This window comes from Bacillus sp. Bos-x628 (genome assembly GCF_040500475.1).
GTDB classification, from domain to species: Bacteria; Bacillota; Bacilli; order Bacillales; family Bacillaceae; genus Bacillus; species Bacillus maqinnsis.
Genome location: NZ_CP159358.1, coordinates 3,162,444 through 3,185,034 on the forward strand (window position 1 = coordinate 3,162,444; position 22,591 = coordinate 3,185,034).

Below are 22,591 nucleotides of genomic sequence, written 5' to 3' on the forward strand. Positions count from 1 at the left end.
AAATTGTCCTCTTGTTAAGCTTTCGTTAAAATAAAATAGAAAGCATGACTTCTCGCTTTTCACATAACATAAAAATACGGATGCAGGGGAAATCACTAATTGGAGGCACAACATGAATAAAAAAATATTAGTTGTGGATGATGAAGAATCGATTGTAACACTTCTAAGCTATAACCTTGAAAGGGCTGGTTATGATGTCGTAACGGCAAGAGACGGGGAAGAAGCGCTTGAAAAAGCAGTAAGTGAGCAACCTGATCTTATTGTGTTAGACTTAATGCTTCCAAAAATGGACGGCATTGAAGTCTGCAAACAACTTAGAATTCAAAAAATGATGTTCCCTATTTTAATGCTGACAGCAAAGGACGATGAATTTGATAAGGTGCTTGGTCTTGAACTTGGAGCCGATGATTATATGACAAAGCCTTTCAGTCCTAGAGAAGTTGGTGCGCGCGTAAAAGCCATTTTACGAAGAGCACAGCAATCGCAGCCTGCCCCGTCGCATGAGGAAAAGGAAGAGATCCTAGCAGACCAAATCAAAATCGGTGAGTTGCGAATCTTACCCGAACACTATGAAGTATATTTCCAAGAAGAACGTCTAGAGCTAACGCCAAAAGAATTTGAGTTGCTGCTCTATTTGGCTAAACACAAAGGACGTGTACTGACACGTGACCTTCTGTTAAGTGCTGTTTGGAATTATGATTTTGCCGGTGATACACGTATTGTCGATGTACATATCAGCCATTTGCGTGACAAAATTGAAAAGAATACGAAAAAACCAACATACATTAAAACGATTCGCGGCTTAGGGTACAAATTGGAGGAGCCAAAGCCAAATGAATAAAATTAGAACCCGGCTTTTTTCTGGGCTCATCTTTCTCCTGTTTATTGTCTTTTTAGGACTCGGACTCTTTTTGGATCACATGTTTCATGTCTTCTATGAAACAAAATTAACAGAACGAATGGAAAAAGAATCGAACTTTCTCCTTTCTTCAATAAATGGTGATGATCTGAACGCAAAGCAAAACGAGGACATCCTCAAAAAAGCAAAAGAGCATTTCAATATGAATGCTTCTATTGTGGATACTGAGGGGAACATCATACATACAACGGGTCAAGTAGAACAAAAAGCCATCATTCAAAGAGTGCTGCAAAATGAACGTCTCCAATCAAAAGGAACAGTCATTGATGATGAGCGTGATGCTTTATTTCATTATGCTGTCCCCATCATGAAACAGAACGAACCGGCGGGATATCTTTTTCTACATGCTACATTCCAGCCTTTAAATGAAATTGACAGCCAGCTTTGGCTTGCACTTGCATTTTGTCTTGGGACTGCTGTGATCATTATTGTCTTCTTTGGCTACCGAATGTCGATGAAATATGTGAAGCCGATTGATTATGCCACAAAGGTAGCAAAGCAGCTTGAACGAGGTAATTATGATACGAACAATTATGAAGAGCTGATCATTGAAACAAGTGAGCTCAATACGTCTATGAAGCGTCTTGCAGAAAGTCTTCAAGAAATGACGAGTACTGGAGAAATGCAGAGAGATCGTCTTCAAACGGTTATTGAAAACATTGGAGCGGGCATTATTTTGATTGATAAGATGGGATATATCAACCTTGTCAATCGAACATTCCGCAAACAATTTAAAGTACAAAAGCACATTTACATGCACAAGCTGTATCATGAAGCATTTACTCATGAAGAAATTATCGAATTAATTGACGAAATTTTCATGACGGAAACCAAAGTTCGGAAGTTTTTGCGACTTGCAATTGATATTGAACGTCGCTACTTCCAGGTCGACGGCGTCCCGATTTTAAGTACTGATGATGAATGGAAAGGAATTGTCCTTGTTTTTCATGATGTCACGGAAACAAAGCAATTAGAACAGATGAGGAAAGACTTTGTTGCCAACGTGTCTCATGAATTAAAAACACCCATTACATCGATTAAAGGATTTACTGAAACGCTACTTGATGGAGCAATTGATGACAAAGAAGCACTTACGGAATTTCTCTCAATTATACTAAAAGAGAGTGTCCGCTTAGAAACACTCATTCAAGATTTACTAGATCTCTCTAAAATAGAACAGCAGCATTTTAAGCTAAATATACAAGAAGCAAATGCGACAGAAATCATACACGAGATCAAAACCTTGCTTCAGCATAAAGCCGCAGAAAAAGGGATTCAATTACATGTGCGTGTTCCGAAAGAACCCGTCTATGTCATGGCAGATCCACTGAGACTAAAGCAAATATTCTTAAATCTTGTCAACAACGCACTCACCTATACACCAGAGGGTGGAAGTGTCACGATCACTGCGAGACCACGGAAGGATGGCTATGAATTTGATGTGGAAGATACAGGAATTGGGATGAAAAAAAGCGAGATTCCAAGAATTTTTGAGAGATTTTATCGAATTGATAAAGATAGAAGTAGAAATTCAGGCGGCACAGGGCTCGGGCTTGCCATTGTGAAACACCTTGTAGATGCACATGAAGGGACGATCTCTGTCCGCAGTAAACAAGGCAAAGGAACGACTTTTACAGTGAGCTTGAAATCGAAATAGAAAAAGGAAAGAGATGTGAAAATTTACATCAACTTTACAATGAGTTCACGTTTTGTTAAACAATCATTGATAGGATGAATAGGAACCCCTTCATCCAAGGAGCCAATTTTGGAAGGACGAAAACACGTTTGTTTTCGTCCCTTTTTTATGCAGGTTCGTCTATTTTCTTTTCAAAATGAACTTTGATAAAATAAAGATACGACTTGATAAAGAGACGGCTGATAGGGCTCAGCCGATGGAGGATTAGAATAATGACAGACAAAAAGAAATTAGTACTTGTTGATGGAAACAGTCTCGCCTATCGAGCATTTTTCGCATTGCCGCTATTATCAAATGATAAAGGCGTTCATACAAATGCTATTTATGGCTTTGCAATGATCTTAATGAAGATGCTAGAGGACGAGAAACCGACACATATGCTGGTCGCATTTGATGCGGGTAAAACAACATTCCGTCACGAGACGTTCAAAGAATATAAAGGTGGAAGACAAAAAACGCCGCCAGAGCTATCTGAACAAATGCCGTTTATCCGTGAACTTTTAGATGCTTACAACGTCAAAAGGTACGAGCTTCCTCAATATGAGGCGGATGATATCATCGGGACATTAGCTGTTGAAGCAGAAAAAGATGGCTTTGAGGTCAAAATCTTTTCAGGAGATAAAGACTTAACACAGCTTGCAACAGACCATACAACGGTGGCCATTACGAAAAAAGGAATTACAGAAGTAGAATATTACACCCCCTCACATATTGAAGAGAAGTACGGACTACGCCCAGAGCAAATCATAGATATGAAAGGGTTAATGGGTGATTCCTCAGATAATATTCCGGGTGTCCCTGGTGTCGGAGAAAAAACGGCAATTAAACTGTTAAAGCAGTTTGAATCGGTTGAAAACCTGCTTGAACATCTCGACGAAGTCAGCGGCAAAAAGTTAAAGGAAAAGCTTGAGGAACATAAAGAACAAGCCTTGATGAGTAAAAAGCTTGCCGCCATTCAAATTGAAGCACCTATTGATGTGTCAAGCAAAGATCTTGCTTATGAAGGTCCTCACATAGATCAGGTCATCTCACTTTATAAAGAACTAGGCTTTCAAACATTGCTAGAACGTTTAGGAGAAGCACCAGAAGCAGTTGAGCAAGTCGATCTGTCAGCTTTAGAAGTTATCAAAAGCACTGATGCAACGGATGAAATGCTGACAGATCACGCATCGCTCGTGGTAGAACAGCTTGGAGATAATTATCATGAAGCGGATTTGATCGGTTTTGCTATTCACAATGAAAATGGTGCCTTTTTTATGACAAAAGAAGATGCTTTAAGATCAGAAGCTTTCAAACAATGGGCACAAGATGACACGAAGAAGAAATGGGTGTTTGACTCAAAAAGAGCCGTCGTAGCACTGAGGTGGCATGATGTGGATTTAAGAGGTGTCGATTACGATGTATTGTTAGCTTCTTATGTGGTCAATCCTCAGAAATCCTATGAAGACGTCGCAAGTGTTGCGAAGGATTATGGGTTGAATATTTCCTTTTCAGATGAAAAAGTGTACGGAAAAGGAGCAAAGCAGGCGATACCAAATGAAGACGAGCTAAAAGACCATCTTGGACGTAAGGCAGCGGCTATCTCTGCCTTGCATGACCTGACGCTAGAAGCATTAGAAAAAAACGATCAGCATGAATTGTATGAGGATTTGGAGCTTCCGCTTGCGCTGATATTAGGTGAAATGGAATCTCTTGGCGTCAAGGTTGATATTGATCGTCTACAGAAGATGGGAGAAGAGTTAACGAGGAAGCTAAAGGAATATGAAGAAACGATTCACCGTTTAGCAGGGGAAACGTTTAATATCAATTCTCCTAAGCAGCTTGGCGTGATTCTTTTTGAAAAGTTGGGTCTGCCCATTATTAAGAAAACAAAAACAGGCTACTCTACGTCTGCAGATGTACTAGAAAAACTTGAAGACAAGCATGAAATTATTCGCTCTATTCTGCATTACCGTCAAATCGGAAAGCTGCAATCTACCTATGTCGAAGGTTTGATGAAGGTAACGCGCAAAGACACTCATAAAGTCCATACGAGATTTAATCAGGCGCTCACACAAACAGGACGATTAAGCTCAACAGATCCTAACCTTCAAAATATTCCAATTCGTTTGGAAGAAGGTAGGAAGATTCGTCAAGCCTTCGTTCCTTCAAAAGAAGGCTGGCTCATGTTTGCAGCCGACTATTCTCAAATCGAGTTGCGGGTGCTTGCCCATATTTCTCAAGATGAGAACTTGATCGAGGCTTTTACGCAGGATATGGATATCCATACAAAAACAGCAATGGATGTGTTCCATGTATCAGAGGATGAAGTGACCTCATCCATGAGAAGGCAGGCAAAAGCCGTCAACTTCGGAATTGTTTATGGGATAAGCGATTACGGACTTTCTCAAAATCTAGGAATTACAAGAAAAGAAGCAGCAGCATTTATTGAACGGTATTTAACAAGCTTCAAAGGGGTCAAAACTTATATGGAAGACATCGTGCAGGAAGCCAAACAAAAAGGCTACGTCACCACGCTGCTTAAGCGTAGACGATATATTCCAGATATCACAAGCCGTAATTTTAATATCAAAAGCTTTGCGGAAAGAACGGCAATGAATACACCCATTCAGGGCAGTGCGGCAGATATTATTAAAAAAGCGATGATTGATATGGCACGGAAGCTGAAAGAAGAGAATTTGCAGGCGAACCTGTTATTACAGGTACACGATGAACTTATCTTTGAAGCGCCGAAAGAAGAAGTCGCTATATTAGAAAAAATTGTTCCTGAAGTGATGGAAAATGCACTTCAGCTCGATGTGCCGCTTAAAGTAGAATTTGCATCAGGCCCATCTTGGTATGACGCAAAATAAATAGAGAGATAAAGGAGCGAGGAGCATGCCGGAATTACCAGAAGTCGAAACCGTCCGGCGCACTCTTAAGCGGTTAGTCAAAGGAAAAACGATTGAAAAGGTCGATATCAAATGGCCAAACATCATCAAACGTCCTGGGGAACCGGAGGAGTTCGCAAGAATGATGGTGGGAGAAACCATACAGAACATTAAAAGAAGAGGAAAGTTCCTACTCTTTCATCTAGATCACTATGTCATGGTCTCTCATTTAAGAATGGAAGGGAAATATCGTGTACATGAGGCAAAAGAGCCTTATGATAAACACGTTCACGTCGTCTTTACGTTTACAGATGGTACCGAGCTTCGGTACCATGATGTACGTAAATTTGGCACGATGCATCTGTTTCAACCTGGTGAAGAAGAAAAAGAGTTGCCACTATCTCAGCTTGGGTACGAGCCTTTTACAGAACATTTCACACCGGAGTATTTATGGGAGCAATTGAACAAGACATCACGTGTCATCAAAACAGCTCTGCTTGATCAAAAGATTGTTGTAGGGCTTGGAAATATTTATGTCGATGAAGTCCTCTTTAAGTCAGGTATTCATCCCGAAACTAAGGCACATCAGCTAAGCCTTGATGCTTGCAAGGTGCTCCACAAACATATCATAGACACACTTCAAGTGGCTGTTGATGCGGGAGGAAGCACCATTCGCTCATATCTCAATTCACAAGGGGATATTGGCACATTCCAGTTGCAGCTTCTTGTGTATGATCGGCGGGGAGAGCCTTGCCAAACATGTGGGAGTATTATTGAGAAAACGGTTGTTGGAGGGCGCGGCACACATTTTTGTGTGACTTGTCAAAAACGACCACAATAAGGTTCGTCATCAGCATGCTTCCTTTTTGCTGTGCATACGATAAAAAACATTCATTTTTCAGCAAGGTGTAGACTGACACAAAGCCCACCTGCTCTTCATATAGTGAAGAAGAGTCTCGAAGCCTGGAGGCTCTTGATCATCGTTGCATGAACAGAAAGGAAGAGTTCTAGTATGATTTCGATTTCGCTCCTGTTTTTAGCTATGGCAGTCAGCATCGACAGCTTTTCAGTGGGCTTTACGTATGGTCTTCGGAAAATGAGGATTCCATTTAAAGCCATTGTCATCATTGCTTGCTGTTCAGGGATTGTGCTACTTGTCTCCATGCTGATTGGCAGCCTATTCACCGCATTCCTCCCTGTCTCAGTTACAGATAAGCTTGGTGGAGGGATTTTAATCATCATCGGACTTTGGGTTTTGTACCAATTTTTCAAACCTGCGAAAGAGCGCGATTTGCTCCTTCATGAGAAGACCTTACTGAATGTAGAGGTGCAGTCACTCGGACTTGTCATTCAAATTTTGCGAAAGCCGACAAGCGCAGACATTGACCGTTCTGGTACTATTAATGGAATGGAAGCGATTCTGCTAGGGATTGCTTTATCGATTGATGCTTTTGGAGCAGGGATTGGTGCAGCAATTCTAGGTTTTTCTCCAATTGTCATGAGTATCACTGTTGCGGTGATGAGCTCACTTTTCGTTTGTATCGGGCTTCGTGCCGGACATTTTCTGTCAAACTGGCGCTGGATGGATAAACTTGCATGCTTACCGGGTTTTTTACTCATTTTAATTGGTGTGTGGAAGCTATAAAGGGGGAAACAGATTGACGCTCGTGATTGGATTAACAGGCGGGATCGCTAGTGGAAAAAGCACGGTCTCGCACATGATAAAAGAGCAGGGCATTCGGCTCGTGGATGCAGATGAGATTGCAAAAGAAGCTGTTTCTAAAGGGAAACCAGCTCTTCATCAAATCGTTCAAACCTTTGGTGAGGATGTCTTGCTTTCAAATGGTGAGCTAAACAGGCAGCAACTAGGGTCTATCATCTTTTCTGATGAAAAAAAGAGAAAGCAGTTAAATGCGATTGTTCATCCTGAGGTCAGAAAAGAAATGCTTAAGCAGCGGGATGAAGCGGTGAAGCAAAATGAAACATTCGTTGTACTGGATATCCCTCTTTTGTTTGAAAGTGAGCTGGAGGGTCTTGTCGACCGTATCATTGTCGTGTACACAACGCCTGAACTTCAGCTATCTCGTCTGATGAATCGGAATGGACTTCATGAGGAAGAGGCTCTAAAACGCATACATGCCCAGATGCCTCTTGAGGAAAAATGTAAAAAAGCAGACCGTGTCATAGAAAACACAAAAGACTTGGCTTATACAAGGAAACAATTACAGAACATATTAAACGAATGGGAACATACAGATAGGTAAGAGTACATACACGTACTCTTCTTTTTTTATGCTTTTTTTCTATTTTCCTTGAAATGATCAGCCCTTTTTAGAAAATATACGTTTACATACTGGCAATTGCATTCTAATGTGATATACTAATTTCATAAATAATTTATTGAGTATAACACATAATAGAGGAGTGACCTGTTCATGAAGGTAAAAGCAGCGATCAATGGGTTTGGCAGAATTGGACGCATGGTCTTCAGAAAAGCAATGCTTGACGATCAAATTCAAATTTTAGCGATTAACGCAAGCTATCCTGCCGAAACGCTAGCACATTTAATAAAATATGACACAAATCATGGACGTTATGAATGCGATGTGATTGCAGATGGCGACGCTTTGATTGTAAATGGAAAAAAAGTGCTTTTGCTAAACAGCAGAGACCCAAAGCAGCTTCCATGGGGAGAGCTTGGAATTGATATTGTCATTGAAGCAACTGGGAAATTTAATTCAAAAGATCAAGCGATGGGTCATATAGATGCCGGAGCAAAAAAAGTCATATTAACGGCTCCAGGTAAAAATGAAGACATCACCATTGTAATGGGTGTGAATGAGGATGATCTGGATCCTGAAAAGCATGTCATTATATCAAATGCATCTTGTACAACAAACTGTTTAGCACCAGTTGTCAAGCTGTTAGATGATGAATTTGGAATCGACAACGGCCTAATGACAACTGTTCATGCCTATACAAATGATCAAAAAAATATCGACAACCCGCACAAGGATTTGCGCCGGGCAAGAGCGTGTGCTCAGTCCATCATTCCAACAACGACGGGTGCAGCTAAAGCGCTGTCTTTAGTGCTTCCTCATTTGAAAGGAAAGTTACATGGGCTTGCACTAAGAGTTCCTGTATCGAATGTCTCAATGGTTGATCTTGTTGTAGATTTGAAAAAAGATGTAACAGCCGAAGAGGTAAATGCTGCTTTCTCAAATGCGTCTAAAACATCACTTGCTGGCATTTTAGATTATACGGAAGAACCGCTCGTATCAACAGACTTTAACACAAATCCTTACTCAGCCGTTGTAGATGGACTTACGACTATGGTCATGGAAGGAAGAAAAGTGAAGGTACTCGCATGGTATGACAATGAATGGGGCTATTCATGCAGAGTCGTTGATCTCGTGAAGTTTGTTGGCTCACAGATGAAAGAGCTATCAGTTGTTTGAAATGAAGAAGACAAACTCCCCTTTTCAAGAGATGAGAGAAACCCCTACTAAAAACACAGCTTGCAAAATGGGTCTAAACAAAGTATACTATCTTTCGTGAACTTCTTGTTCGCAGACTCATTCGGGTATACTTAAAGGGTTAGGACCTCTTAGGACTAACTTTCCCCCGTGGTATATGTCCGGTCCGGCTGCTTAGAACTTCACTCTTTTATTCTTGTTTAAGGGGGGTCCATGATGGAAACAATCGGACGTCACGTTATCTCTGAGTTATGGGGATGCGACTGTGATAAACTGAACGACATGGATTTTATTGAAAAAACTTTTGTAAATGCAGCTTTGAAAACAGGAGCTGAAGTAAGAGAGGTTGCTTTTCATAAATTTGCACCTCAAGGAGTAAGTGGAGTTGTCATTATTTCTGAATCTCATCTGACAATTCACAGCTTTCCTGAACATGGTTATGCGAGCATAGATGTATACACTTGCGGCGATCTCAATCCGAATATTGCAGCGGACTTTATTGGAGATGAACTAGGTGCTGAAACAAGAGAAAACATCGAAATACCTCGAGGCATGGGACCTGTACAAGTCAAACAGGCACAAGCCAAAGCACTGTAAACTGAAAAAAGATTGCAATGGGAGCTGGCCAAAAGCATTGAATGCCTTTGTGTTATGCTCCTTTTTATATTAGATTGATGTGCAAAACCAACATTCCCCACCTTGTCTAAACTTTTGTTCTAGGAAAACAAAGGTTTTTTTTATAAAATAAAGAAGAGGAGTCACGACAAAGGGGATACGTGTATGACTTTAGGACAAAAAATGAAACAATTCATTTCAAATCATACGGAAACGTCTGATCGCCACCCGGTGTCAGAATTGAAGAGCCGTTACTACAAATCGACAAACAAGCAAGTATTTGAAGTGGTGGAAGCGATGCTTTCCCGAAAAGATTCATTTCAGGTGACATCTGTTTCAGCAGAACGAGGTGAAATCAGTGCGAAAATACGAACACCTAAAAAAGCCTTTATTGTGGCAACTGTCATTTCAATTCGTCCTTTTGAAACAGCTGTCGATTTTAACGTGACAACAGAAACGGCACTGCCCATGGACTTTGGTTATAGTAAAAAGACTGTTCTGTCCCTTTATGAAGAATTAGATAAACAACTTCCAAGAATAGATCGGAGCTGATGAAATGAAATGTCCCACATGTCAGCACCTAGGTACAAGGGTGCTTGATTCAAGACCAGTAGATGAAGGGAAATCCATCCGTCGTAGAAGAGAATGCGAAAGCTGCCAATACCGCTTTACAACGTTTGAAAAATTAGAAGAATTGCCTCTGATTGTTGTGAAAAAAGAAGGCATTCGAGAAGAATTTAGCCGAGAAAAGATGCTGAGAGGACTTATCAAAGCCTGTGAAAAGCGCCCTGTTGCCTTAAAGCAGCTAGAAGATGTCTGCTTTAACATCGAAAAAGAACTTCGTAATCAAGGGATATCAGAGGTGAAAAGTGAGCTTGTTGGTGAAATGGTGATGGACGAGCTGGCGAAAATTGATGAAGTGTCTTACGTCAGGTTTGCATCGGTGTATCGCCAATTTAAAGATATCAATGTATTTATTGATGAATTAAAAGATTTATTAAAGAAAGAACGCTGAAAAAGAGCTGAAGATTCTTCATGCTCTTTTTCCTGCGTAAAGCGTAAAATGTAAAAAAAGTGTACAATGAAAACAATTGCATAAGGGAGGATCAGCAATATGACAGAGCATTGGAAGGAAGTGCTAGCCGTCGATCCGTATGTCGTCAAAAGCGCTTCTTTGCTCGGTGACATCGATAGACAGCTTATCACTCTTTTATATCAGCCGCTTATTGGCATGTCCGCTTTTAGCTTATACATGACGTTATGGGGAGAACTAGAGCAGAACCGTATATGGGGAAAACCTGCACCTCATCGGCAGCTCATGGTGATGCTACAAACGAATTTAAATGATATTTTTGAAGAACGTTTGAAGCTTGAAGCGATTGGCCTGCTCCGCACATATGAACAAGAAACAGAAGATGGCAGACTGTTTACATATGAGCTCGTGCCGCCGCTAAGGCCTGATGAGTTTTTCCAAGACGGTATGCTGAATGTCCTTTTGTACCATCGTGTAGAAAAAGCGAAATATATGCAGCTTCGTGATTATTTTTCTTATCCAAGTGTGCCTGCAGAAGCAAAGAATATTTCACGGTCGTTTGAAGAAGTCTTTCACGTTTTGCAGCCAAGTGAACGTAAAATGACAGAAGAAATCAATCAGGCTTCATTGCTCGAAAATGGCTATGAATATGTGACAGTGGGGGATGCCCAGTCGGCACCGCTTTCAGATGATTCCTTTGATTTTGATCTTTTGTTAGCTGGCATGTCTGACATGATGATTCCAAGAAAAGCTTTGACGAAGCAAGTGAAAGAAACGATCAAGAAATTAGCCGTTGTATATGGCATCACACCATTGCAAATGCAAAATATCGTAGCGGGTGCTTGTGGTCCCGATCAGATGATCTCCATAGAGGATTTAAGAAAAGCGGCGAGAGACTGGTATCAAATTGAATACAGCGGTGAACCGCCCAAACTCATTGATCAAAAGCAGCCAAGGCATTTACGTCATGATGCTTTGCAACAAACTGCAGCAGATTCGCCTGATGCAAAGCTGATCGAAAAGCTCAATCGCATTTCACCGAGAGAGCTTCTGAAGGATATTGCAGATGGCATTGAGCCGACCTATGCAGACTTAAGAATTGTAGAAGACATCATGCTGGAGCAAAAACTAGAGCCAGGTGTTATGAATGTTCTCATATACTATACACTGCTAAAAACAGATATGAAGCTGTCCAAAACATATATGCAAAAAATTGCTTCGCACTGGGTCAGAAAAAAAATCAAAACGGTCACTGCTGCCATGAAGATTGCCAAAGAAGAGAACAGACAAATGACAGAGTGGGCACAGCAGAAAAAGCAGAGAAGTTCATATGGTTCAGGAAAAGTCATCCGCGAGGAAAAATTGCCTGAATGGATGAAAGAAAATGAAACCAATGAGCAGAAGCCAAAAAAACAAAACGATGATCTGTCAACAGAAGATCTCGAACGAGAGAAAGAAAAACTGTTAGATCAGTTTAAAAATATGAAAAAGTACAATGCACATTAATGTGAGGTGAGATGGAGATGAAACCGATCGGTCGTTCATTTGAACAGCTAAAAGGGCGTGTCGATTTTCGTGTGAGATACAATCAAATTAAAGAAAGTGTCTTATCTGATGAAGACGTGCAAGCCTTTTTAAAAGAGCATCAAGCAGAGATTCATGATGATATGATCAATCGTAGCTTGAATCGGCTCTTTGAATATGTTCAGCAATCGAAAGGCTGTTCTTACTGCTTAGATGGGGAGAACGCCAATACTCTTTTAGATGGGTATCACCCGAAGCTTGTAATTAAAGCTCAAAGCATTGACATTGAATATGCGCCCTGTCCTGTGAAGCTGCAATTAGACAGACAGAAAAAGCAGCAAGAGCTTATTAAAAGCATGTACATTCCGCAAAATGTACTGCAAGCGACATTCGATGATTTGAACGTCGTCGGAAGACAAGAAGTTATTCAGAAAGTAGGTCAATTCCTTGAAAGCTATGATGAGACTGGCAAGGGAAAAGGCTTATATTTGCACGGTAAGTTTGGGGTAGGGAAAACCTTTATTCTTGCAGCAATTGCTCAGCAGCTAGCCGTGAAAGAATACCCATCCCTTCTTGTATATGTGCCTGAATTTGTAAGGGAGTTAAAAAATTCTTTAGCAGATCATACGCTAGAAAAAAAGCTGAATATGGTCAAGTCGACTCCTATTTTAATGTTGGATGATATTGGGGCAGAGTCCATGACAAGCTGGGTGCGTGATGAATTGCTAGGAACCATCTTACAATATCGTATGGCTGAACAACTACCGACCTTCTTCTCATCCAATTTTTCACCGAGTGAACTTAAGCATCATTTTACGTACTCACAGCGTGGAGAGAAAGAAGAGGTCAAAGCAGCACGTTTAATGGAGCGAATTATCTATTTGGCTGAGCCTGTATTGCTTGAAGGAGAGAATCGTCGTCATTTATAAAAGCGTGTGTCATCGGAAGGAGGAAAAGATCATATGAACAAAAGAAAATGGCTTTTCGTTCTAGTGATTGCCTGTCTGATTGCTGCGCTATGGTGGGTGAAAAAACAACATCTTCAGTTGTCACCGAAAGATATGAAGAATTGGGTGCTTCAATTTGGAATGCTAGCGCCCTTTGTTTTTCTCTTTTTATCACTCTTTCGTCCGTTTGTTCTTGTCCCTGTAACGGTCTTCTCACTAGCCGCAGGTCTGTCATTCGGCAGCTTACTCGGGACGATTTACGCCTTGGTCGGTGCAACAGCAGGAGCGACAGGGTCCTTTTGGCTTGCTTCTACCTTTCGTTCAAACAAGCGTGAATCGAACAACCGGCAGTTAAAAGCGGTCAGGTCCCGTATTCAGCAGCATGGTTTTATTTATATTTTATTCTTGCGAATTGCACCTATTCATTTTGATTTTGTCAGCTATGCGGCCGCAGCTTCTCGTGCAAAATACAGTGTTTTTGTGGCAGCGACCTTCTTGGGGCTGATTCCAGGTACGATCGCATTGAATGTACTCGGTTCAAGCTTTGTCAGTGGCAACTATTTTGCCTTAGTGATTGTCTGTTTAATTTATCTCATTTTTATCTCTGTACCGCTTATTTTAAAAAGAAAGATGCCTGATTTATTTTAGGCGTCTATTTTTTATGATCTCCCCATATATATGTAACAGATGTCGTTAGGGGGGACAAACATGCTTGAAATAATCTTTGAAGATGAATATGATACCGCCGCTTTTTTACATCTTGCTGAACACTTGGACAGTCGGCATCACATTTCAATTCAACAAGGTAATGACCGGCTTTTCATTAAAGCCAAGGAATCAGAAGAAGCACTTGAGCACATCGTGCGGCCATTACTGCTTCACTTTTTTTTGGAATGCAAAGAAAACGAACGTATGCGTAGCATCCTTGAAAAAACATACTTATTTAAAGATCCGGAAGAGCAGCATCAAATTCTTTCAATCGCCCATAGCATCATGAAGGGGGATATTGATGATATTCCTGGTATTCATCAAGACCCATCAAGAGAAGCTCTTTTAAAGAAGGAGCTAGAGACCATCTCTTTACAGCAGGGTGTTTTTTCAATTGGTTCATTTATGACATTTAGACTCTCGGAGTACGATCAGAAGTTAAAGAATTATGTAGAAGTCGCCATTGAAGAGTACAAAATGGAACAGGAATATCAAAACTTTATCCAATCGCTCCGTGATTATGTGACGGCTAAACAGCCCAAGCTGGACAAAGTGCATGTGGTGCATCAGGACCGCCTGATGATTTGGGAATTTCGCTACGCTTCAGAGCGTGATCAAAAACAATACATAGATAGACAGTTCGTAAGAGAGCATCCAATGTATATTGATTCGCAGCTTATTGCCCCACTTGTATCCATTGCTCCACAAAAAATTGCCCTTTTCACAAATGACACAGGGCATTCCATGGTACAAACCATTCAAAATATTTTTCAAGAAAGGGTGGAGGTTTTTCCGCCCCATGCTTTTAAGGAACAAAATGTTCGCTTCGTACATGACAAAAGGGAAAAGAAAAATGAAAAGCTTTCTTGATTTTCACAAAAAAACGTTTTATAATACGGTGTAACTTCATACTGTGACCGTATTGATAAGGACATGAACAAATGAACACCCGCTTTTAGAGAGGGAAGCCGCGGCTGAAAGCTTCCTAGTAGAGGATCATTTGCTTTACCACCTTTGAACATCAGCTGTGAACTTGTTTAGTAATGGCTGACGGGAATTCCCGTTATAGAACCGCAAGCCGTATTTGCTTATATCAAAGCAAGTTGCAAATACGGGAAAAAGGGTGGAACCACGATTCCGTTTATTCAACCTCGTCCCTTTCCAGGGGGCGGGGTTTTTATATTGCCAAAAAAAAGGAGTGACCAAAGATGTCAGAACAAATTCAACTTACATTTCCAGACGGAACAGTCAAGGAGTTTGACAAAACAGTGACAACGGAAGACATCGCGGCATCAATTAGCCCGGGCCTAAAGAAAAAAGCGCTTGCCGGTAAATTGAACGGCAAAGAAATAGATTTACGTACGCCGCTATTAGAGAGTGGAACACTTGAGATCATTACGGATAAAAGTGAAGAAGCACTCGATATCATGCGCCACAGTACAGCGCATTTACTGGCACAAGCAATTAAACGTATTTATGGAAAAGAACATCACGTACAATTAGGAGTAGGTCCTGTTATCGAAAATGGTTTTTACTATGATGTCGATCTAGATGTAGCCATCACACCTGAAGATTTACCAAAAATCGAAAAAGAAATGAAGAAAATCATCAACAGCAATCTGCCAATCGAGCGGATTGAAGTATCAAAAGAAGAAGCGAAAGCACGTTTTGAAGCAATTGGTGATGAATTGAAGCTTGAGCTTTTAGAAGCGATTCCAGAAGGGGAAGTCGTGACAATCTATGAGCAAGGAGAGTTCTTTGATTTATGTCGTGGTATTCATGTGCCATCTACTGGGAAAATCAAAGAGTTCAAACTGCTCAGTCTTGCAGGTGCCTACTGGAGAGGTGACAGTAACAATCAAATGCTTCAGCGCATTTACGGTACAGCTTTCTTTAACAAAGAAGATTTAAATGACTATTTGCGCTTGCTTGAAGAAGCAAAAGAACGAGACCACCGTAAACTTGGGAAAGAGCTGAAACTATTTGCCAATTCCCAAAAGGTAGGTCAAGGTCTTCCGCTTTGGCTACCAAAAGGTGCAACCATTCGCCGCGTGATTGAGCGTTACATTGTGGATAAAGAAGTACGTCTTGGATATGAGCATGTGTATACACCAGTCCTTGCGAGTGTTGAATTGTATAAAACATCTGGACACTGGGCGCATTATCAAGAAGATATGTTCCCAGTTATGGAAATGGACAATGAAGATCTCGTCCTTCGTCCAATGAACTGCCCGCACCATATGATGATTTACAAAAATGAACCGCATAGCTATCGTGAATTGCCAATTCGTATTGCAGAGCTTGGGACAATGCACCGCTATGAAATGTCAGGTGCACTATCTGGACTTCAGCGTGTTCGAGGCATGACGTTAAATGATGCGCATATCTTTGTCCGTCCAGATCAAATCAAAGAAGAATTCATTCGCACCGTTCGTTTAATTGAGGATGTGTATCAAGACTTTGGCTTAAATGATTACACATTCCGTTTATCTTATCGTGATCCAGAAGATACGGAGAAGTATTTCGATGATGATGCAATGTGGAATAAAGCACAGTCTATGCTGAAGGATGCAATGGACGAGCTTGGACATGACTATTATGAAGCAGAAGGAGAAGCGGCATTTTATGGACCAAAGCTAGATGTACAGGTCAAAACAGCACTTGGCAAAGAAGAGACGTTGTCAACTGTACAGCTTGACTTTTTGCTCCCTGAGCGATTCGATCTCACTTATATTGGAGAAGATGGTAAGCATCATCGTCCAGTTGTTATTCATAGAGGAGTCGTCTCTACAATGGAACGATTTGTTGCCTTCTTAATAGAAGAATACAAAGGAGCCCTTCCAACATGGCTGGCGCCTGTACAATTTCAAGTCATTCCGGTATCACCATCTGTCCATCTAGGCTATGCGAAAAAAGTACAAGAACGTCTGCAACTTGAAGGTTTACGTGTTGAGCTTGATAGTCGTGATGAAAAAATTGGTTATAAAATTAGAGAAGCGCAGATGCAAAAGATTCCGTACATGCTTGTAGTCGGTGATCAAGAAGCAGAAAGTGGCGCTGTCAACGTAAGAAAATATGGTGAGCAAGATTCAGAAACAATGGATCTTGAAGCTTTTGTGAAACATGCGGTAGCAGAAGCGAAAAAATAATGACTGTTGATCTAAAGCCAGTGATCTCTTTATGAGATCGCTGGCTTTTTTAATTGAGATCAAAACATTTTATGATGTGATCTAGATCATTGAATGATTCATTTAGATAGTAAAAGTTGGGATGAGTCGTATTGCTAGAGATGATTGGGGGGGGATGAGAGCGATAAATCAAACAAGGAGTAAGCCATTGACACAAGTATTGGAGCAATCAGCCATTATTCGTGCATTGGAACATTTACAGTTCTTTATAAATAAACCTCCATATGATTTTTTTCATAAGGGAGATGATATTTGGTTTTTATAATCCTTAAAATCTTTTAAAAGTCATTCACCAGTACAAAAAATAAAAAGACTATTATAGAAAAATTAAATTTGACACCAACCAAATAATCTTCTTTATGAGACCTCCTAGTCATTCTTATTGATTTCTAAATACAAGTAAAGCTATTAAACTATGTAATTTTAATACCAGGATGCCAAGCTACAACTTCAAAAGCTTCATTGGAAATCTTATCATCATCTTTCCTATTTTGACCAAATCTCCGTTCAGCATTTATTTTCTTTTTTAACCCGCTGTACAATCACAATCGATGTATCCAATTTCCTCCCCCGCATACTACAGATCTAAATAAAGGATGAGTTAGTTTGATGCAAAAAGCACCCTGTCTTTAAAAGAAGGGTGTTTTCAATATTGATCTACTTTAATATATCGAACAATTCGTGTAAGTTTTTGATTTCGTAATCAGGCGTGACATCTGTTTCATTTTTCTTGTTATGACGATTAATCCAAACGGTTTGAATACCTGCACGAGAGGCACCGAGAATATCTGTTTTCGGGTTATCTCCAACCATGATGACGTCGTCTTTTGTTAAGTTTAATAGCTGAAGGCAGTGCTCAAAGATGCCAGGATCAGGCTTACCTTTCCCATAATCTCCGGAGATCACAATTTCATTAAAATAAGGGGCAAGCTCCGGTACACCCGCAAGCTTTTCCTTTTGAAGACTAGGGTCTCCATTTGTTAAAAGGAGTAGTTCATAGCTTTCTTTTAGACGATCCAAAACAGGAAACGTTTCTTCATAGACATATGGGTGTTTTCTACGTTCTGCCGCAAAGAAGTCGGCCAAGTATTGCCCAAATGCTTCATCGTCAATTCCTGCTTTTTTTAAGCCGTTTGTCCAAGCATTTTTACGATACTCAGGTGCAAGGGCGTTCAGCTTTTGAAAGCCTTCGCTAATCGGTTCACTAAAGTTTGACCATAGCCCTTCGAAAGGGTTAATTCCGATCATGACAGTATATTCATATGTTTCATAGGAAGAGTAAAGCTTTCTTGCTTCCTCACGTACGATATGTTCAAACATTTCTGGATCAAGTCCATATTTTTTCTCCGCCTCTCGGCATGTTTCCTGAAAAGTCGTGTGAATGCTTTTTTCATCCCAAAGCAAAGTATCATCTAAATCAAAAAATACGGCTTTCATGATCTTCTCCCTTGTTATGTATGTAGTTACCTTCAATTGCATGTGATAGACTCATGTTCATTTTACAATAGAAGGTGGAGGCAATAAAGAAAAGATTTGCGTAATCTTTGATCATTGACAGAGCATGATAGGACAGAAGGTAGTGAAATGACTGGACATTTATTTGGGTGTCCTATAACAGTTATCGTCTGGCACATTCGGTCATCCTCTTGTGTATTATTTGGGAGAGAGATGGGAGAAGTTGAAGCGGCATAGTATTGCCGTCGTTGCCATGCGAGTCGGCAAAGTGTTTATTCAACCCAATTCTTTATATAAAATGATGGATTGAAAAGTTCTTGCCCTAATCGTCACATCATGCTAAAATGAAAAAGTTGTTTCAAGCGTTCGGTTACTTGACGAACAAATGAAAATTGTGTAGAATAGGTAACGAATTGAATAGATATCACAAGCAGAAGCACCCGCTTCTCACCTGATTGACACATGTTTGTAGTTGGCAGGTTGACCGTACATTTACTTTTTCATGCAGATGTTCGAAGTGTGGGTGTTTTATATGCCCACACTTTTTGTTTGCCTGTAAAACATACAACGAAATGGTCAAAATGAATTGTGAACTCAATTCAAAATCTCATGGAGGTGGCTCACTATTAGCAAAGATCAATTAGTTAATGAAGGTATTCGTGCGCGTGAAGTTCGTTTGATCGGACAAAATGGCGATCAGCTTGGTATTAAATCTCGTCAGGAAGCTCTGGAGATTGCTGCGAAAGCAAATCTTGACCTTGTGTTAGTTGCTGCAAATGCAAAACCACCTGTTTGCCGAATTATGGACTATGGTAAGTTCCGATTCGAACAACAGAAGAAGGACAAAGAGGCACGTAAGAATCAGAAAATCATTAGCTTAAAAGAAGTTCGGTTGAGCCCGACAATTGATGAACATGATTTTAACACAAAGCTTCGTAGTGCAATCAAATTCCTTGAAAAGGGAGATAAAGTGAAAGCTTCTATCCGCTTTAAAGGGCGTGCGATTACGCATAAAGAAATCGGGCAGCGCGTGTTAGACCGTTTCTCTGAAGCTTGTGCTGAAGTAGCAACGGTAGAAACAAAGCCTAAGATGGACGGACGTAGCATGTTCCTTATGCTTGCACCAAAAGTCGAAAAGTAAAGTAACAGAGGGAGGAAACATCCAATGCCAAAAATGAAAACTCACCGCGGATCTGCTAAACGTTTCAAAAAAACAGGTTCCGGTAAACTTAAACGTTCTCATGCGTATACAAGTCACTTGTTCGCAAATAAATCAACTAAGCAAAAACGTAAATTGCGTAAGAGTGCCATCGTAAGTGCTGGAGATTTCAAACGCATCAAACAACAACTTGCAAACATTAAGTAATTTGGAATTGGAATTATAGGAGGGAAATACAATGCCAAGAGTAAAAGGCGGAACTGTGTCGCGTCAGCGTCGTAAAAAGGTTCTTAAATTAGCAAAAGGTTATTTCGGTTCAAAACATAGATTATACAAAGTAGCAAACCAACAGGTCATGAAATCTGGAAACTACGCTTTCCGTGACCGTCGTCAGAAAAAACGTGACTTCCGTAAACTGTGGATTACTCGTATTAATGCTGCAGCTCGTATGAACGGTCTTTCTTACAGCCGTTTAATGCATGGCTTAAAGCTTTCTGGTATCGAAGTCAACCGCAAAATGCTCGCTGACCTTGCTGTGAATGATCTAAACGCATTCAATCAGCTTGCTGATACTGCAAAGGCACAATTAGACAAGTAAGCCGCACCAAAAGATCATTCCTTCGAGAGGGGTGATCTTTTTTCTCATCATGTGAGGTGAAATGAATGAACATAGGAATGATACTGCTTCTTATGATCGTCAACGGCTATTCGTTTTTTCTCATGGGAGAGGATAAACGCCGAGCAAAAGCGCATAAATGGCGTATTTCAGAGGCTCACTTATGGTGTGCTGCTCTGCTTTTTGGGGCTGCCGGATCGTTTCTTGGTATGCAGTATTTTCGTCATAAAACAAAGCATGCTGCCTTTCAAATAGGTATTCCTGCTTTAATTGTCCTTCAGTCTATTCTATTAGGGTATCTGTATTTAAGCTGAAAAAAAAGAGCAGACGCCGTTATTATGGCGTGTCTGCTCCTTTTTTTTGTTTGATTTTTTTGATGGGCTGATCCCAGTCAATCTTTGTTTGAGGATATCGTTCAACAATGTTCTTCTCAATTTTTTCAAAGTCTTCTAATGTAAATTTACTCAGCTTCTCAGGCGACTCCGTCCAAACGTAAATGGAGTGGACAAAAAGAGGATGATCTTTAGAAGGAACATGTTTCTCCCCTTCAAACAAGACACCTTTATAGACGAAATTAAAATTTTTGCGTGCATTGTGTTGTTCGTCCATAAAATAAAAACCTTCTTTTAATTGTGCTTGTTTCAGTTTTCTTCTCGGATTTGAAAAGAATTTTACCGCCATGTAGAAAATATAGACAAGCAGTGCAACAAGAGCAAGTCTAATGAGGATTACAAACATGACAGGATGCACCTCCAATACCGTTATCTGATGTAATACGAATGAAGAGAACAAAAGGTTTCAACTTTTTTGAATAATATTTCGTTAAACGAAAAAATATTCGTAAAAAGATCGTATTGAACGAAAGAGGTTCTGTATAATAAGAATGCACCACGAAGATTAAGGAGGATGAATGGAATGACAAAGCTAGATCAAACGTTAACTATGCTCAAAGCCCTAACGGACGCAAAAGGTATTCCGGGAAATGAACGTGATGTCAAAAAAGTCATGCAGACATACATAGAATCATACGCAGATGAAGTCTCTTCAGACCGCCTTGGCAGCCTCATTGCTAAAAAGGAAGGAAATGCAAACGGCCCTAAAATCATGCTGGCCGGTCACTTAGATGAAGTTGGATTCATGGTGACAAAAATCGATGATAAGGGCTTTATTCGCTTTCAAACGGTCGGCGGCTGGTGGTCACAGGTGATGCTGGCACAGCGTGTGACCATTGTGACAAAGAAAGGGGATATCACAGGCGTTATTGGTTCTAAACCACCACATGTTCTGTCACCAGAAGCACGTAAAAAACCAATAGAAGTCAAGGATATGTTTATTGATATTGGTGCTTCAAGCAAAGAGCAGGCCATGGAGTGGGGTGTACTGCCTGGTGATCAAATCGTTCCTTACTTTGAGTTTACCGTGATGAATGATGAAAAGTTGCTGCTTGCCAAAGCATGGGATAATCGTATAGGCTGTGCTGTTGCCATTGACGTCATGAAGAATTTGCATAAGTCTCAGCATGAGAATATTGCTTACAGTGTTGCAACAGTACAAGAAGAAGTGGGAATACGTGGAGCAAAAACAGCAGCTTCAACCATCCAGCCTGATATTGGATTTGCCATTGATGTCGGTGTAGCAGGAGATACGCCGGGCATCACAGAAAAAGAAGCGACAAGCAAGCTTGGCAAAGGACCAACAATCGTTGTGTTTGACGCTTCTATGATTTCTCATAAAGGGCTGCGTGATTTTGTTGTCGAGACAGCGGATGAATTGAAAATACCTTACCAATATGATTCAGTGCCTGGCGGAGGAACAGATGCTGGCGGTATCCATTTAACAGGTCATGGTGTACCATCTCTTTCAATCGGTATTCCAAGCAGATATATTCATACTCATGCAGCAATGATTCACCGTGATGATTATGAAAACGCAGTGAAGCTTTTAACAGAAGTGATTAAAAGACTTGACAAAAAAACAGTCGAGCATATTACTTACGGCTCTTAATGTTTACACCTTTCCTCATAATGGGGAAAGGTTTTTGTTTAGAAGTTCATTTCCTGGGAAATGAACTTCATTCCATGGAACCTTCTTTATATTGATTCTTAAGACCTATTTTAAAAAATCAATGAGAGGATATTGATCTCATGACCCATTTTTCGAGAGAGGATTTTGGGAACATCTAGTTACTAATAGATGTGATTATTCCTTTATTTTTGTAAGATATAAATAAAAAGGACAGAGCTTAAAGACAGCTCTGCCAAAAGAGATTTTATGGAAGTAGGTGAAGCTAACTCTAGATTAAAACAACTATTCCTATTTGTCAACTGTGTTTTAAAACAAAAGAAAAATCGATTAAATCATGTTATATTTGTTACAAATGGTTTT

The 22,591-nt window shown here is 40.3% G+C and carries 23 protein-coding genes and 1 other annotated feature; of the genes, 21 read left to right on the forward strand and 2 right to left on the reverse strand.

What is annotated here, in order from left to right; all coding sequences use genetic code 11:
- Positions 1–112 precede the first annotated feature (112 nt).
- From ABVJ71_RS16465 to ABVJ71_RS16540, 16 genes are all read left to right on the forward strand, one after another.
- Entirely contained in the window at positions 113–841 is a 729-nt protein-coding gene (locus ABVJ71_RS16465; RefSeq protein WP_353854975.1) for a response regulator transcription factor, read from the forward strand.
- Positions 834–2,576, forward strand: coding sequence for a two-component system histidine kinase PnpS (pnpS, locus tag ABVJ71_RS16470; protein WP_353854976.1), 1,743 nt, complete (start codon positions 834–836; stop codon positions 2,574–2,576). Before ABVJ71_RS16465 ends, pnpS begins: the two co-directional genes overlap by 8 nt.
- 251 nt (positions 2,577–2,827) lie before the next feature.
- Positions 2,828–5,467 (forward strand): DNA polymerase I, encoded by a 2,640-nt coding sequence (polA, locus tag ABVJ71_RS16475; protein ID WP_353854977.1) that lies wholly within the window; start codon positions 2,828–2,830, stop codon positions 5,465–5,467.
- A gap of 25 nt (positions 5,468–5,492) precedes the next feature.
- Positions 5,493–6,326, forward strand: coding sequence for a DNA-formamidopyrimidine glycosylase (gene mutM / locus ABVJ71_RS16480; protein ID WP_353854978.1), 834 nt, complete (start codon positions 5,493–5,495; stop codon positions 6,324–6,326).
- 171 nt (positions 6,327–6,497) lie between these two features.
- Positions 6,498–7,130, forward strand: coding sequence for a sporulation membrane protein YtaF (ytaF, locus tag ABVJ71_RS16485; protein WP_353854979.1), 633 nt, complete (start codon positions 6,498–6,500; stop codon positions 7,128–7,130).
- Positions 7,131–7,143: 13 nt separating this feature from the next.
- The gene (gene coaE / locus ABVJ71_RS16490) at positions 7,144–7,749 is read left to right on the forward strand and encodes a dephospho-CoA kinase (protein WP_353854980.1); all 606 of its coding nucleotides are present in this window, start codon (positions 7,144–7,146) and stop codon (positions 7,747–7,749) included.
- A gap of 171 nt (positions 7,750–7,920) precedes the next feature.
- A complete protein-coding gene (locus ABVJ71_RS16495; RefSeq protein WP_353854981.1) occupies positions 7,921–8,943 on the forward strand; it encodes a glyceraldehyde-3-phosphate dehydrogenase in 1,023 nt (340 codons plus the stop codon).
- 234 nt (positions 8,944–9,177) lie between these two features.
- On the forward strand, positions 9,178–9,558 hold the full coding sequence (gene speD / locus ABVJ71_RS16500) for an adenosylmethionine decarboxylase (protein WP_353856723.1): 381 nt from the start codon (positions 9,178–9,180) through the stop codon (positions 9,556–9,558).
- 183 nt (positions 9,559–9,741) lie between these two features.
- Entirely contained in the window at positions 9,742–10,128 is a 387-nt protein-coding gene (locus ABVJ71_RS16505; RefSeq protein ID WP_353854982.1) for a cytosolic protein, read from the forward strand.
- Between the two features lie 4 nt (positions 10,129–10,132).
- Positions 10,133–10,591, forward strand: coding sequence for a transcriptional regulator NrdR (gene nrdR / locus ABVJ71_RS16510; protein ID WP_191097313.1), 459 nt, complete (start codon positions 10,133–10,135; stop codon positions 10,589–10,591).
- A 99-nt stretch (positions 10,592–10,690) separates the two neighbouring features.
- Complete coding sequence (locus tag ABVJ71_RS16515; RefSeq protein WP_353854983.1) at positions 10,691–12,115, forward strand: replication initiation and membrane attachment family protein; 1,425 nt, start codon at positions 10,691–10,693, stop codon at positions 12,113–12,115.
- A gap of 17 nt (positions 12,116–12,132) precedes the next feature.
- The gene (gene dnaI, locus ABVJ71_RS16520; RefSeq protein WP_353854984.1) at positions 12,133–13,062 is read left to right on the forward strand and encodes a primosomal protein DnaI; all 930 of its coding nucleotides are present in this window, start codon (positions 12,133–12,135) and stop codon (positions 13,060–13,062) included.
- A 33-nt stretch (positions 13,063–13,095) separates the two neighbouring features.
- A complete protein-coding gene (locus ABVJ71_RS16525) occupies positions 13,096–13,728 on the forward strand; it encodes a TVP38/TMEM64 family protein (protein ID WP_353854985.1) in 633 nt (210 codons plus the stop codon).
- Between the two features lie 60 nt (positions 13,729–13,788).
- Positions 13,789–14,658 carry a putative sporulation protein YtxC gene (gene ytxC, locus ABVJ71_RS16530; protein WP_353854986.1) on the forward strand — a complete coding sequence of 290 codons (870 nt, stop codon included), beginning with the start codon at positions 13,789–13,791 and terminating at the stop codon, positions 14,656–14,658.
- 338 nt (positions 14,659–14,996) lie between these two features.
- Complete coding sequence (gene thrS / locus ABVJ71_RS16535) at positions 14,997–16,937, forward strand: threonine--tRNA ligase (protein ID WP_353854987.1); 1,941 nt, start codon at positions 14,997–14,999, stop codon at positions 16,935–16,937.
- Between the two features lie 121 nt (positions 16,938–17,058).
- Entirely contained in the window at positions 17,059–17,241 is a 183-nt protein-coding gene (locus ABVJ71_RS16540) for a hypothetical protein (RefSeq protein ID WP_353854988.1), read from the forward strand.
- 392 nt (positions 17,242–17,633) lie between these two features.
- Here the strand turns inward: ABVJ71_RS16540 and ABVJ71_RS16545 are convergent, their stop codons facing one another.
- On the reverse strand, positions 17,634–18,413 hold the full coding sequence (locus tag ABVJ71_RS16545) for an HAD family hydrolase (protein WP_353854989.1): 780 nt from the start codon (positions 18,411–18,413) through the stop codon (positions 17,634–17,636).
- 440 nt (positions 18,414–18,853) lie between these two features.
- Positions 18,854–18,985: a sequence feature (ribosomal protein L20 leader region), on the forward strand.
- Between the two features lie 71 nt (positions 18,986–19,056).
- Between ABVJ71_RS16545 and infC the strand changes: the two genes are divergently transcribed.
- The 4 genes from infC to ABVJ71_RS16565 all read left to right on the forward strand — a co-directional run bounded on the left by infC (position 19,057) and on the right by ABVJ71_RS16565 (position 20,520).
- Positions 19,057–19,572: a translation initiation factor IF-3 gene (gene infC, locus ABVJ71_RS16550; RefSeq protein ID WP_353856724.1), complete on the forward strand. Its 516-nt coding sequence runs from the start codon at positions 19,057–19,059 to the stop codon at positions 19,570–19,572.
- A gap of 24 nt (positions 19,573–19,596) precedes the next feature.
- Positions 19,597–19,797, forward strand: coding sequence for a 50S ribosomal protein L35 (gene rpmI / locus ABVJ71_RS16555; RefSeq protein WP_003216324.1), 201 nt, complete (start codon positions 19,597–19,599; stop codon positions 19,795–19,797).
- A 31-nt stretch (positions 19,798–19,828) separates the two neighbouring features.
- On the forward strand, positions 19,829–20,188 hold the full coding sequence (gene rplT / locus ABVJ71_RS16560) for a 50S ribosomal protein L20 (protein ID WP_353854990.1): 360 nt from the start codon (positions 19,829–19,831) through the stop codon (positions 20,186–20,188).
- 77 nt (positions 20,189–20,265) lie between these two features.
- Entirely contained in the window at positions 20,266–20,520 is a 255-nt protein-coding gene (locus ABVJ71_RS16565; RefSeq protein WP_353856725.1) for a DUF1294 domain-containing protein, read from the forward strand.
- A 22-nt stretch (positions 20,521–20,542) separates the two neighbouring features.
- Here the strand turns inward: ABVJ71_RS16565 and ABVJ71_RS16570 are convergent, their stop codons facing one another.
- Positions 20,543–20,944 carry a sigma-w pathway protein ysdB gene (locus tag ABVJ71_RS16570; RefSeq protein WP_353854991.1) on the reverse strand — a complete coding sequence of 134 codons (402 nt, stop codon included), beginning with the start codon at positions 20,942–20,944 and terminating at the stop codon, positions 20,543–20,545.
- Positions 20,945–21,121: 177 nt separating this feature from the next.
- On the opposite strand from ABVJ71_RS16570, the gene ABVJ71_RS16575 reads away from it, so the two are divergent.
- On the forward strand, positions 21,122–22,210 hold the full coding sequence (locus tag ABVJ71_RS16575; protein ID WP_353854992.1) for a M42 family metallopeptidase: 1,089 nt from the start codon (positions 21,122–21,124) through the stop codon (positions 22,208–22,210).
- Positions 22,211–22,591 lie beyond the last annotated feature (381 nt).

Bases quoted from the DNA above. Each gene is read 5' to 3' on its own strand.
- pnpS (WP_353854976.1), top strand. From the start codon at position 834: ATGAATAAAATTAGAACCCGGCTTTTTTCTGGGCTCATCTTTCTCCTG.
- polA (WP_353854977.1), top strand. From the start codon at position 2,828: ATGACAGACAAAAAGAAATTAGTACTTGTTGATGGAAACAGTCTCGCC.
- ABVJ71_RS16525 (WP_353854985.1), top strand. From the start codon at position 13,096: ATGAACAAAAGAAAATGGCTTTTCGTTCTAGTGATTGCCTGTCTGATT.
- ytxC (WP_353854986.1), top strand. From the start codon at position 13,789: ATGCTTGAAATAATCTTTGAAGATGAATATGATACCGCCGCTTTTTTA.
- ABVJ71_RS16545 (WP_353854989.1), bottom strand. From the start codon at position 18,413: ATGAAAGCCGTATTTTTTGATTTAGATGATACTTTGCTTTGGGATGAA.
- rplT (WP_353854990.1), top strand. From the start codon at position 19,829: ATGCCAAGAGTAAAAGGCGGAACTGTGTCGCGTCAGCGTCGTAAAAAG.
- ABVJ71_RS16515 (WP_353854983.1), top strand. From the start codon at position 10,691: ATGACAGAGCATTGGAAGGAAGTGCTAGCCGTCGATCCGTATGTCGTC.
- speD (WP_353856723.1), top strand. From the start codon at position 9,178: ATGGAAACAATCGGACGTCACGTTATCTCTGAGTTATGGGGATGCGAC.
- ABVJ71_RS16565 (WP_353856725.1), top strand. From the start codon at position 20,266: ATGATACTGCTTCTTATGATCGTCAACGGCTATTCGTTTTTTCTCATG.
- ABVJ71_RS16575 (WP_353854992.1), top strand. From the start codon at position 21,122: ATGACAAAGCTAGATCAAACGTTAACTATGCTCAAAGCCCTAACGGAC.
- ABVJ71_RS16570 (WP_353854991.1), bottom strand. From the start codon at position 20,944: ATGTTTGTAATCCTCATTAGACTTGCTCTTGTTGCACTGCTTGTCTAT.
- ABVJ71_RS16540 (WP_353854988.1), top strand. From the start codon at position 17,059: ATGAGTCGTATTGCTAGAGATGATTGGGGGGGGATGAGAGCGATAAAT.
- ytaF (WP_353854979.1), top strand. From the start codon at position 6,498: ATGATTTCGATTTCGCTCCTGTTTTTAGCTATGGCAGTCAGCATCGAC.
- ABVJ71_RS16465 (WP_353854975.1), top strand. From the start codon at position 113: ATGAATAAAAAAATATTAGTTGTGGATGATGAAGAATCGATTGTAACA.
- ABVJ71_RS16495 (WP_353854981.1), top strand. From the start codon at position 7,921: ATGAAGGTAAAAGCAGCGATCAATGGGTTTGGCAGAATTGGACGCATG.
- nrdR (WP_191097313.1), top strand. From the start codon at position 10,133: ATGAAATGTCCCACATGTCAGCACCTAGGTACAAGGGTGCTTGATTCA.
- dnaI (WP_353854984.1), top strand. From the start codon at position 12,133: ATGAAACCGATCGGTCGTTCATTTGAACAGCTAAAAGGGCGTGTCGAT.
- thrS (WP_353854987.1), top strand. From the start codon at position 14,997: ATGTCAGAACAAATTCAACTTACATTTCCAGACGGAACAGTCAAGGAG.
- ABVJ71_RS16505 (WP_353854982.1), top strand. From the start codon at position 9,742: ATGACTTTAGGACAAAAAATGAAACAATTCATTTCAAATCATACGGAA.
- rpmI (WP_003216324.1), top strand. From the start codon at position 19,597: ATGCCAAAAATGAAAACTCACCGCGGATCTGCTAAACGTTTCAAAAAA.
- mutM (WP_353854978.1), top strand. From the start codon at position 5,493: ATGCCGGAATTACCAGAAGTCGAAACCGTCCGGCGCACTCTTAAGCGG.